Source organism: Nocardioides sp., assembly GCF_036503465.1.
Classification (GTDB): Bacteria; Actinomycetota; Actinomycetes; order Propionibacteriales; family Nocardioidaceae; genus Nocardioides.
This window is the reverse complement of record NZ_DASXWU010000070.1, coordinates 1-12,272: the sequence shown is the minus strand read 5'-3', so window position 1 is coordinate 12,272 and position 12,272 is coordinate 1. Positions and strand designations below refer to the sequence as shown.

The window sequence follows — 12,272 nt, the reverse complement described above, 5'->3', positions numbered from 1 at the left end:
GTCGGTGTGACGCCCTGGGCGCCGGTGACGGTGACGTCGATCCGCGAGGTGCCCTTCTTCTTCTGCACCGTGCTCGGGGTCGCGGTCGCAGTCACCGTGGACGCCTGGTGGCTGAACGGGGCGTCGATCCCGACCAGCTCCGGGTTGTGGTCGGAGGCGCGGAACTGGTTGGGCTGGTAGAGCAGCTCGGCGTTGTAGTTGTACCGGCTGTACTCGAAGCCGACCGACTCCTCGGCGTTGATCTGCCACACGTCGCGACCGGTGATCAGGTTGGCCGCCGCCGTGTTGGCCAGGACGTGGTCGAGGGAGCCGGCCATGCCGTCGAACTCGTACGACGTATCCGCGTCGTCGTCGCTCGGCTGGTTGACGAACCCCTTCTGGTACAGCACCTGCATCGGGTCCTCCTGGGTGTAGGAGTTGAAGTCACCCACCAGGAAGATCCGCTTGGTGCCGTCGGCCTGGGCCGTCGCGTTCGCGAAGTCGACCAGGGCGTGCGCCTGCGCGACCCGGTCCGGGTTGGACAGGCCCTGTCCCGTGCCGTCGTCGACGCCGGACCCCTTGGACTTGAAGTGGTTGACGACCACCAGGAAGCCGTCGCGGTCCAGCGCACCCTTGCGCTTGAACTCCTGGGCCAGCGGCTCGCGGGCGTTCTCGAACGGCTCACCCGGGCCGGACTCGTCGGAGAGCACCTTCGACGCGCCCACCAGCTCGACCGTGTCCGGGTTGTAGATGAACGCCGTCCGGATCACGTCCTGCTGGTCGAGCGGCGGCAGGGCACCCTGCCCTTCCGGTGACGGCGCGTAGGCCCACCGGGTCGTGCCGGCGTCGGCGTTCAACGCGTCCACGAGGGACGCCAGCGCGTCGTCGCGGTCCTCGCCGAGCACCACGGAGTTCTCGATCTCCTCCAGCGACAGGATGTCGGCGTCCATGGTGTTGATCGCCCTGACCTCCTTGGCCTGCTGCCGCTCGAAGTCGGCCGTGGAGGCGGCCAGGTCGGCCCCACCGCTGGACTGCGCCGCACCGCGCGGGCCGTTGTCGGAGCACTCCTTGTCGCCGACCGGATCCCCGGTGCGGTCGTAGTAGAAGCTGCAGGTGTGGCCCCTCGCCACCCAGTCCTCGCCGGTGGTGTTGAAGTAGTTGAGCACGTTGAACGTGCCGAGCTTGATGTCGCCACCCACGTGCTGCGGGGCCTGGTTCGCGGCCCGGGTGTCGCTGAAGGTCGCGACGTCGGTCCCGGCATCGGTGACCTGATGGGTCGGCTGGAACTTCCACAGGTTGTTGCGGTAGTCCAGGATCACCGGCGCCTGGAGAGTGGCCGCCGAGCCGATCCGGACCGGGTTCTCCTTGGTCAGCCACGGCATCGCCGTGTTCTTGTACGTCGTCAGGTAGTTCCAGCTAGATCCGTCGTCCAGCACCACGCCGCGGCCGAAGTTCTCAGCCTCGACCGACGCGACGCCCGCCGGGTCGATGTTGGGGTTGTAGAGACCGGTCGGCTGCCACAGCTGGTGGTCGCCGGTCGCCAACCCGATCTCGCCGTACTGGTTGGTGTCGTAGTTGTCCGTGACCGTGAACCGACCGGTGGGCGCGAGCAGCTCGCTCTCGTGCGCCTCGCGACCGGCCGCCGTGTCGGGATAGGCGATCGCCAACGGCGTGATGCCGACCGGCGTCGCGTCGAGCTCCCGGACGTCAGCCGCGTCGACGTCCAGCTCGGTGAGCCCGCGGTACTCGCTCACGTCGCCGGTGACCTGCACGTAGTCGCCGACCTGCACCGTCACCGGGCCACCGGACTGGAAGACGAAGATGCCGTCCGAGGCCCCGTCGGTCTGGTCGGTGCCAGACCCGGTGCCGTCGGTCTGGATCACGAAGCCGGAGAACCCGCCGTCCGGGTACGCCGCGGTCACGACGCCCTGGGTGATCACCCGGTCGCCGGTCAGCGGCGAGGAGGCACCGGTGCCCTGGATCTCCGCGATCGTGTGCTCCGTCGGCGGCGGCGGAGGCGTGCTCGGGCAGTCGGTGCCGCACGCCGACGGGGTCGGCGCTCCCGCCGTGAAGTCCGCGCTGTTGTTGTTGGTGTCGTCGCCGGCAGCATTACGCGCAACCGATGTGGTGTTGCTGCTGGCCGGGCCATGCGCGGTCTCGTAGCTCGTCGTCGTCGAGCCCCACCCCACGAAGTCCACGACATCGGGGTTGTCGATGTTTCCGGTCCCGGGGTCGAAGGGGTCGGTGGCGGAGGCCTTGACCAGATAGACCTGTCCGCCAGAGGAGCCCATCGCGATGGTGCCGGTGGCGTCAGGAGCCGGCAGGGACTGGGTACCGCCGGCCCCCTTCGCCTCCTGCACGAGGAAGCTCTCGCCGGGAGGCAGGTCGACATCCGGCAGCGGGGTGATGCCGGAGCCGGCGTCACCCGTACCGGTCGCCGACCGGTACTCGAGCCGCATCCCGCCGAGGGACACGGTGGCGGAGCCGGTGTTCTTCAGCTCGACGAAGTCGTTCGTCAGCGTGGCGCCCGAGTTGCCACCCCCGCCGTAGACCTCGTTGATGACGAGGCCCGGACCGGGCGTGTTGGCGGACGCCTGCGGGGCGAGCAGTGCGGCACCGCTGACGGCGGTCGCGACCGTCGCCAGGGTAGCCAGAGCCGACCGAGATCTGGACATGTGTGAACCTTTCGGGGTTTGACCGGGGGGACGGTTACCTGACGACGCGGATCGTGAACGTCTTTCTCACCGACCGGTCCACGGCGCTGCCCAGGTACCTCACCGCCACGTGCTTCTTGCCGGTTGTGGTGTAGGTGTGCAGTCGCAGCATGACCTTGCCATCGGAGAGGCGGGCCAGGTAGGTGCGGCCGCCGGTGCGGACCGACACCGGTCCGGTGACGATGTGGCCGGGGCTTCGCAGCTTCACCACGAGCTTCACGTGGGTGCGGTCGGCGTGGACCCGGGCGGGCCAGTGGTGGACCTTCATGGTCGGCGTCGCCTTGGTGACCCGGAGGTCGACCGCGGTCGAGGCTCCGGTGTTGGTGCTGTCACCGGCGTACGACACGGTCAGGCCGTGGTGGCCCGGCCCCAGCGCCGTGCCCGGAATCGTCACGTCCGCCTGTCCGCCGTCGATGGTGCCCGTGCCGAGCTTGCGCGTGCCGTCCAGGACGGTCACGTGGCCCGTCGCCTCCGCCGGGTCGACGGCCACGTGGACCGTGCCCGGCGTCCCGTAGGTCATCGTGGGGGCCTCGGCCTGCAGGCTGCTCACCGCGTCGGTCTTGCCGAGCGTCGTGCCGGACGGCATCGCGATCACGGTCAGGGCCGAGTTCGCCGGGATGTCGGCCGGGACGTCCATCTCGACCGTGGCGCTGCCGTCGGTGACCGGGAACGAGCCGAGGTGGTCACGGCCCTGAGCGGTCCGGGCGTAGACCTCCACGGTCTGGTTGGCCGGGCTGCCCAGGGACGTCAGGTCCAGCTTGCTCAGCGAGAACGAGAGGTGGTCCCCGCCCGCGACGTACGACGGCATCCCGGACTCGTCGACCTCCTGCCGGGCGAAGTCGGGACCGAGCCCCGGGTGGCTCTTGAGGTAGCCGATCCACAGGTCGCGGTCGACCAGACCGGTGTCGTGCGGCGTCCCGTTGGTGAAGGCGGAGAAGTTGTCGCCGCCGGTTCCGAGGAACGAGAACGTGCACACGGTGTAGGTCTTGTCGGGGTCGAGCCGCTTGCCGTTGATCCGCACCGAGGTGACCCGCTGACCCTCCGGCTGGCTCGGGTCGAGCGTCACCTGGACGTTGTCGGAGAGCCCGAGGTTGAGGTAGGGCCGCGAGGCGCCCGCGGGCTGCCACTGCTCCTCCAGGACCTGCTCGAGGTCCGAGCCCGTGAGGTCGACCGTCCAGATGTTGTTGACGAACGGCAGGACGTTGTTCGCCTCGGCGTAGGTCACGACACCATCGGTGTTGTTGGGCCCGCCGTTGACGGTGTCTCCGGCGTAGTAGAACTCCGCGCGGAGGCCACCGGGGTTGGTGATGCCGAGATCGGCGTGGCCCATGTCCGCCGGCAGGCCGTCCCGCAAGGCGTTGGCGACCAGGTCGCCCATGGTCGACTCCGAGGCGCGGTCGTCCCGAGTGCCGCCGGTGTAGGTGCCGTCGACGTACGAGCCGCCGGTGAAGGCGGTCGTGATGTCGGAGGTGATGCTGCCGACTGCCTGGTTGCCGACCGAATTCCCGTTCGTGACCGCGTTGGTCACCGTGGTGTTGATCGGGTTCAGCACGTCCGGGTACTGCGCGATGAGCGTGCTGTTGTCGTCGGTCGGGATGGCGTTGTTCCTGGCGGTGTAGCCGGTCACGTGCTTGGTGGTGGGGTCGACGGTGAGCACGACCTGGCCGATGTTGGAGCCGTAGGAGCCGGTCTGCAGCATCGGGCGGGTGGCGGTGTCGCCGCCGGTGACCGGCGCGTCGTACACGTACTTCTGGTGGGTGTGGCCCTGGAAGACGACGTTCACCTCGGGGTCGAGGTTGTTCGCCATGTCGGCGAACTCGCCGCCCTGGGCGACCTCCTCGTCATACCCCTTGGTGCCGTCGACCGCGCCGGCGTGCACGACGGCCACGATCACGTCGGCCTCGCCGTTGGTCGTGTCACCGTCGCTGAGCTCGCCCGCCACGCGGTTGATGGCGGGGACCACCGGGCCGAAGGTGAGGTCGGCGATGCCGCCGGGGCTCACCAGCGACGACGTCTCCTGGGTGACGGCACCGATGACGCCCACGGTGATGCCGCCGACGTCGTAGGTCTCGTACGCCGGGAGGACGGGGTCGGTGGTGCCCTTCGAGTAGACGTTCGCACCCAGGTAGTTCCACGACGCGTTCGTCGGGTTGTTCACGTCACCGCCGAGGATGCGGTTCTTCAGGTCGTCCCAGCCCTTGTCGAACTCGTGGTTGCCCACGGAGCTCGCGTCGAGCCCGATCTCGTTCATCACGTCGATGGTCGGCTGGTCGTCCGCCACCGCGGAGTTGAACAGCGAGGCGCCGACCAGGTCACCCGCTCCGACCAGCAGGCCGCCGTCGGACGGCGTGACGGTCTGGTCGCGCAGGTGCTCGATCTCCCAGGCCCACCTGACGGTGATGTTCGGGTCGATCCGCCCGTGGAAGTCGTTGATGCCGAGCAGGTTGATGGTCACCGGGTCCGCCGCGTGTGCGGCAGGAGCCGAGACGACGCTCGCCATGGCGCCGACGACGGCGAAGGCGGCGGTTGCGATGAGGCCGAGGCGGTTGCGGGAACGGGACGATCGATGCATCGAGGGTCGGGTCCTTCCGAAGCCAGAGCCCAGAGCGCCGGTGCTCTGGGCTGTGTGGTGCGCGTCACCCTAAACGACGATTCGAGAAATCGCACCAGGCGGGAGGCGGGAGGCGGGTGAAGCCTGAGGTCGTGCTATGGCGGGAGAAACTCACCCCGACCGCAGCGAGTCCCGCTGGCGCCAGACATCACGGAAGAACTCGTAGCCGGACCAGATCGTCATCGCCACCGCCACGCCCAGCCCGACCTCGTAGACGTAGAACAGCACGACCCCGGCATCGTGCAGCGGTGGGTGGACCTGGCGCAGCGGCAGGCACAGGCCGGTCAGGGCGACGGCCTGGAGCGTCGTCTTGATCTTGCCGCTCCGGGTGGCAGCGACGACGACGCGCTTGAGGATCGAGAGCCGAAGCAGGGTCACCGACCACTCCCGCAGCAGGACCACGATCGTCACCCACCACCAGACGTCGTCCACGATCGACAGACCGACGAAGGCCATCCCGGTCATCGCCTTGTCGGCGATCGGGTCGGCGATCTTGCCGAAGTTGGTGACCAGGCCGCGTGAGCGGGCGATGTCGCCGTCGATCTTGTCGGTGACCATGGCGACCGCGAAGACGGCCGTCGCGATGCAGCGCCAGAGGATCGAGTCGCCGGCGTCATGCAGCAAGGCGTAGCCGAAGACGGGCACCAGCACGATCCGCAGCCCGGTGAGGACGTTGGGCAGGTTCCAGTTCCCGACGGTCGCGGCCTGCTCGGTCATGTGCGTGGCTCCGCCACCAGGTCGGCACCCTCGGCAGCGACGACCCGGGCCGGCACCAGGTCGCCGACCCGGTGGGATCCGGTCGTCAACCGGGTGGTGCCGTCGACCTCGGGCCCCTGGTGGTCGGCCCGTCCCTCGACCACGGTGCCCTCGACCGTCTCGATGAGCACCACGACGTCCTCGCCGATCCGGTCCTCGGCGCGATCGGCCGTCAGCTGCTCGACCAGGTCGGTGACGTGCTCGACCCGGGCCCGGATCTCGTCCTCGTCGAGCTTGCCGTCAAGTCCGGCGGCCTCGGTGCCGTCCTCGTCGGAGTAGCCGAAGACGCCGGTGACGTCGAGCCGGGCAGCGACCAGGAAGTCGCACAGGGTCTGCAGGTCGTCCTGGGTCTCGCCGGGGAAGCCGACGATGACGTTCGACCGGACGCCGGCCGTCGGTGCGAGGGACCGGAGTCGCGTGAGCAGGTCGAGGAAGCTCTCCGGGCTGCCGAACCGGCGCATCCGGCGCAGCAGCACCGGGCTCGCATGCTGGAAGGACAGGTCGAAGTAGCGGCTCACACCCGCTGTCGTCGCGATCGCCTCGACCAGGCCGGGCCTCGTCTCGGCTGGCTGCAGGTACGAGACACGGACCCGCTCGATCCCCTCGACCTCCGCCAGCTCGGGCAGGAGCGTCTCGAGGAGCCGGACGTCGCCGAGGTCCTTGCCGTACGACGTGCTGTTCTCGCTGACCAGGAACACCTCGCGCACGCCCTCGCCGGCCAACCAACGGGCCTCGGCCAGGACGTCGGACGGACGGCGGCTGACGAACGACCCCCGGAAGCTCGGGATCGCGCAGAACGAGCAGCGACGGTCGCAGCCGCTGGCGAGCTTCAGCGGCGCCATCGGGCCGCCCGCGAGGCGGCGGCGTACGGTCCTGGGACCGCTGTCGGGACCGTGGGTGCCGATGTCCGAGGCGTGGCCCGGCACGGACAGGGCGCTCGCGTCTCGCTCCACCGGCGAGATCGGTAGCAGCTTCCGTCGGTCCTCCGGTGCGTGGGGGTGGAGCCGGTCGCCGGCCAGGACCGACCTCAGCCGGGCGGCGATCTCGGGGTAGTCGTCGAAGCCGAGCACCGCATCGGCCTCGGGCAGTGACTCCGCGAGGTCTCTGCCGTAGCGTTCGGCCAGGCACCCGACCGCGACCACCGCCCGGGTGCGACCGCAGTCTTTGAGGTCGGCGGCAGCCAGCAGCGTGTCGATGGAGTCCTTCTTGGCCGCCTCGACGAACCCGCAGGTGTTCACGACCACCGTCTCGGCGTCCTCCGGGTCGTCGACCAGCCGGAAACCGTCGGCGGCCAGCCGCCCGGCCAGCTCCTCGGAGTCGACGTCGTTGCGCGCGCAGCCCAGCGTCACCAGGGCGACGGTGGCGGTGGCGATGCTGGCAGGAGGGACGTCCCGGGATCTGGTCGTCATCAGGCCCGAGTATGCCGACGCCCGGGGACCCCGCCCCCAGGGACCCCCGAAGCCCGCTGGAGGAAGGCGAGCTCAGCGGCGGGCGACGTACGACTGGGTGGCGGGGTGCCCCGCGGGCCCCATGCGCCCGCGGTCCTGCCCGTCGACCGTCACGCGCACCGACCCGTCGGTGGACTGCACCTGGACCGGTGGTGATGCCTGCACGGTGTGCTTCTGCCCGAAGGACAGGTCGCCGGAGAAGATGAGCCTCCCGACGCCGTCGCGGACCACCACGCGCGCTCCGCCGCCGGCCGCGGTCAGCGTGACCGGGACGGGCTTCGTCCACACGCCCTGGTGGTGGTTGGGGCCGCCGGAGCCGCTCAGCACCGCCTGGTCCTGACTCTGGTCGGGGCCGCCGGTCACCAGCCGTGCGACCGACCAGCACAGGACCAGGGCCATCACGGCCGCGACCAGCACCGACCAGTTCGGCCCGCCGCGGGTCGCGCGGATCGAGCCCGCGGTCGCGAGCTCGGCCTCGAACACCCGGCGGGGGTCGATCGGGGCGTCGGCGTACCGGTCGTCGTAGGTCGCCAGGATCGGCGTGCCGTCGACGCCGAGCACCCGGGCCAGCGTGCGCAGATGACCACGGGCGTAGAAGTCGCCGCCACACGCGCTGAAGTCGTCGACCTCGACCGCCTCGATCACGTGGGGACGGATGCGGGTCCGGTCGGCGAGCTCGTCGACCGACAGGCCGAGACGCCGGCGAGCCTCGGCGAACTGCGGACCGATCACCGGATCGGGCGCCGGCTGGGCGGCGTAGTCGTCGATCAGGGACGGGCCGTCGTCCTCGGGTACGTCGTGCAGGTCACCCCAGACCTGGGTGTCCTCCTCGAGCAGGTACGCCGGCTCGTGCGGCTCGATCTCGTGCCGGGTCTCGTGGCGGACCTCCGCCCGCGCGGCGACGACCGTCTCGCGTGCGGGAGGTGGCGTCTCGCTGGCGATCTCCTCCACCAGCTCGTCGTCCTCGTCCTCGTCCTCGTCCTGGTCGCGGTCCGGCCGCTCGAGCCTGGCGGCGACCACGCCGATCAGGTGCGCGATGGCGGGACGCGGGTCGGGGATCCGGCGCGGCCGAGCATCGTCGTGTGGTGCCTCCGGCTCGTCGTCCGGCAGGACGGTGCCCTCCTCGGCCGGTGCCGTCTCCACCACGGGCGTCCGGCCGTCAGCGAGGTCGCGCAGCACCGTGGTCAGGTCGGGATCGGCGCCCACCACGCGGGTCGCGAGGCCGAGCGGGACGGCCAGGGACGACCGGTGCAGCCGTCGGTTGATCCTGGCGACCCGGCGCGCACCGGGATCGAGGTCCTCGAGCACCCGCTGGACGTAGCGGGTGTGGACGCTCAGCAGGCCGTCGCGCCACCAGCCCCGGCGGGTGCGGTGCTCCACCTCGTGGAGCCCGGCCCAGGGCAGCCCGACCCAGGTGCGACCCAGGCGCAGCCGGACCCCCAGGTCGTCGGCCACGAGCAGCGGGGTGCGGGCGTCGAGCAGGGCGGCCAGGTTGACCACCCCGATCAACCCGAGCACGGCGGTCAGGGCCCAGTCGAGCGCTCCGCCCCCGCTCGCCGCTCGGGCGAGGTACGCGACGGCGACCAGGGAGGCGCCGGCACCGAGCGCCGCGGCGACGGCCGGCCGGCGGCGTACCTCCACGAGGTGCTCGGTCGCCGTCACCGGGTCGCCGATGGTCACGGGTTCGTCGGTGCTGGATTCGGTGGTCAGCTCGGTGGTCATGTCGGTCAGGCCCCCATCTCCCCTTGAAGGGTGGCGATCACACTGTCGATCTCGTCGGGTTTCACCAGCACGTCACGTGCCTTGGAGCCCTCCGACGGCCCCACGACCCCGCGACTCTCGAGGATGTCCATCAGCCGGCCGGCCTTCGCGAAACCGACCCGGAGCTTGCGCTGCAGCATCGAGGTCGAGCCGAACTGGGTGGACACGACCAGCTCGACGGCCTGGATCACCAGGTCGAGGTCGTCGCCGATGTCGTCGTCCAGCTCGCGCTTGCTCTGCTGCGGTGCGGTCACGTCGTCGCGGTAGGTCGGCGTCAGCTGCTTCTTGCAGTGCGCGACGACCTGGTGGATCTCGGCCTCGGTGACCCAGGAACCCTGCACGCGCACCGGCTTGGAGGCGCCCATCGGCAGGAACAGCCCGTCGCCCTGGCCGACCAGCTTCTCGGCGCCGGGCTGGTCGAGGATGACCCGGCTGTCGGCGAGGCTCGACGTCGCGAAGGACAGTCGCGACGGGACGTTCGCCTTGATCAGCCCGGTCACCACGTCGACGCTCGGCCGCTGCGTCGCCAGCACCAGGTGGATGCCGGCGGCCCGGGCCAGCTGCGTGATGCGGACGACGGCGTCCTCGACGTCGCGCGGGGCGACCATCATCAGGTCGGCGAGCTCGTCGACGACCACGACCAGGTAGGGGTACGGCGCGACCTCGCGCTCGCTACCGGGTGGCACCTTGACCTTCCCGGCACGGACCGCCTTGTTGAAGTCGTCGATGTGCCGGAAGCCGAAGTTGGCCAGGTCGTCGTACCGGAGATCCATCTCGCGCACGACCCAGGCCAGCGCCTCGGCGGCCTTCTTGGGGTTGGTGATGATCGGGGTGATCAGGTGCGGGATGCCCTCGTAGGCGTTCAGCTCGACCCGCTTCGGGTCGACCATGATCATCCGCACCTCGTCGGGCGTCGACCGCATCAGCAGCGAGGTCACCATCGAGTTGATGAAGCTCGACTTGCCGGAGCCGGTGGCGCCGGCGACCAGGAGGTGCGGCATCTTCGCGAGGTTGGCGACCACGAACCCGCCCTCGACGTCCTTGCCCAGGCCGACCACGAGCGGGTGGTGGTCGGAGCGCGCTGTGTTGGAGCGGAGCACGTCGCCGAGGGAGACGATCTCCTTGTCGGAGTTGGGGATCTCGATGCCGATCGCGGACTTGCCGGGGATCGGGCTGAGGATCCGCACGTCGGCGGAGGCGACGGCGTACGCGATGTTCTTCGACAGCGCGGTGACCTTCTCGACCTTGACGGCAGGGCCGAGCTCGACCTCGTACCGGGTGACGGTCGGGCCACGCATGTAGCCGGTCACCTGGGCGTCGATGTCGAACTCCTCGAGCACCTGCGTCAGTCGTCCGACCACGTCGTCGCTGGCGCGCGAGCGCGGCTTGTGCGGCGAGCCGGGACGGAGCACGTCGTTGGCGGGCAGCGAGTAGACGACGTCGCCGGACAGCTCGAGCTGCTCCGCCCGTGTGGGCAGTGGCGTGTGCGGCGGGGCGACCAGGTCGGTGGCGGTGTCGTCCTGCGCGCTCACCGGGATCGCCTGGGTGGTGTCGGCGTCCTCGTCCCCCGCCTCGGCCCGGGCGCGACCACGGCGCCGCTTGAGCTCCCGCTCGGACAGGACCGGGCTGTCGTACGCCGGGTCGCCCATCTCCGCGTCGTACTCGTCGCCACCGAGCGCGCCGCGCCGGCGCCGGCTCCGGACGCCGTTCTCGGGGAGGTCGGACTGCTCGACCGGGGTACGGCCGAGCATCCGGTCGCGGAACGCCGCGAGCTTGACCGGGACCTGATAGACCGGCGTGGCCGTGATCACGAGGATCCCGAAGACCGACAGGAGCAGCAGCAGCGGCACCACGACGTACGCCGTGCGGAGCAGGTCGAGCAGGAGGCTCGACACGACGTACCCGATCGCGCCCCCGGCGCCGCGCAGGTCTGAGGAGTCGCCGTTGACGGGAGCCGGGTTGCCCGCCGCGATGTGGACGGTGCCGAGCAGACCGAGCCCCAGTGCGACCCACCCCACGACCTGCCGGCCGGCCGGGCCGTTGCTCTCGGGGTCGCGCATGTTGCGCCACCCGATCCAGACCAGCATCAGGGGGACCAGCCAGCCGACCTTGCCGACCGAGCCGGACACCACGGTCCGGACGCCGTCGGTGAGGCCACCGGGCAGCTGCCACCAGACAGCCGCTGCGACGACGACAGCCAGGCCGAACAGGAAGAGGCCGATCCCGTCGCGCCGGTGCTCCGGCTCGAGGTCGTGCGCGGTCTTGCCGATCCTGCGGGCCACCGCGCCGATCGCATGGGCGATCCCGAGCCAGATGGCGGCGAGCCCGCGGCCGAGCGCCGCGAACAGGCGCCGAACGGGACCGCGCCCCGAGCGAACGGCTCGGGGCGCCGGACGCCGGCTGCGCGCGCGTGGCCGCTTCTTCGACGTACTCCGGGAACGCGAGCTGCTCCCACGTCCTCGCGAGGACGTGCTCCTGCTTCGCGAACCCGGCGGGGAAGACGTACGGGTCGCCATGGTGACGAATCTAGGTCACCGTCACTCCCGTCACACGGATCACACGCCGGGACGGCTACCGGCGCTCCAGCAGCCCCCGGACGTACTGCGCCTGGCCGAGGTGGGCGTTGACCTCGTTGACCACGCTGACCAGGCGGACCCCGAGCGTCACCGGCGGGTCCCAGGCCTCGTCGACGACGCGGTCGAGGTCGTCGGGCGCGAGGTTCGCGACGTACGCCGCGCTCCGGGCCGCGACGGCCTCGTAGTAGCCGGCCAGCAGGTCGGCGCTCACCCGCACCTTGCCGACGTCGGTAGCACTCATCGCGTAGCCGTGCTCGCGCACGTCGAAGGGCAGGCCGAACCGCTCGGCCCAGCCCTCGACGGTGTAGGTCTGCTCCCGGCCCGCGACCGCGGACACATGGTCGTCCTCGATCCGGGTGAGGTGCCAGAGCAGCGAGGCGATGGAATTGGCCTCGGGGTCGGGGCGCCAGGCCAGGTCGTCGTCGCC

7 protein-coding genes are annotated in these 12,272 nt (G+C 70.7%); all 7 read right to left on the bottom strand.

Annotation, left to right across the window (positions count from 1 at the left end):
- A partial coding sequence (locus VGK78_RS13350; RefSeq protein WP_331528143.1) for an ExeM/NucH family extracellular endonuclease occupies positions 1-2,654 on the bottom strand: 2,654 nt, incomplete at its 3' end.
- Positions 2,655-2,688: 34 nt separating this feature from the next.
- Entirely contained in the window at positions 2,689-5,265 is a 2,577-nt protein-coding gene (locus VGK78_RS13345) for a 5'-nucleotidase C-terminal domain-containing protein (protein ID WP_331528142.1), read from the bottom strand.
- 150 nt (positions 5,266-5,415) lie between these two features.
- Positions 5,416-6,021 carry a CDP-diacylglycerol--glycerol-3-phosphate 3-phosphatidyltransferase gene (gene pgsA / locus VGK78_RS13340; RefSeq protein ID WP_331528141.1) on the bottom strand — a complete coding sequence of 202 codons (606 nt, stop codon included), beginning with the start codon at positions 6,019-6,021 and terminating at the stop codon, positions 5,416-5,418.
- Entirely contained in the window at positions 6,018-7,469 is a 1,452-nt protein-coding gene (gene rimO / locus VGK78_RS13335) for a 30S ribosomal protein S12 methylthiotransferase RimO (RefSeq protein WP_331528140.1), read from the bottom strand. Before rimO ends, pgsA begins: the two co-directional genes overlap by 4 nt.
- Before the next feature lie 72 nt (positions 7,470-7,541).
- The gene (locus VGK78_RS13330; RefSeq protein WP_331528139.1) at positions 7,542-9,230 is read right to left on the bottom strand and encodes a helix-turn-helix domain-containing protein; all 1,689 of its coding nucleotides are present in this window, start codon (positions 9,228-9,230) and stop codon (positions 7,542-7,544) included.
- A gap of 5 nt (positions 9,231-9,235) precedes the next feature.
- The gene (locus tag VGK78_RS13325) at positions 9,236-11,785 is read right to left on the bottom strand and encodes an FtsK/SpoIIIE family DNA translocase (protein ID WP_331528138.1); all 2,550 of its coding nucleotides are present in this window, start codon (positions 11,783-11,785) and stop codon (positions 9,236-9,238) included.
- 55 nt (positions 11,786-11,840) lie between these two features.
- Positions 11,841-12,272 (bottom strand): mycothiol transferase (locus VGK78_RS13320; protein ID WP_331528137.1); only part of this gene is annotated, 432 nt, incomplete at its 5' end.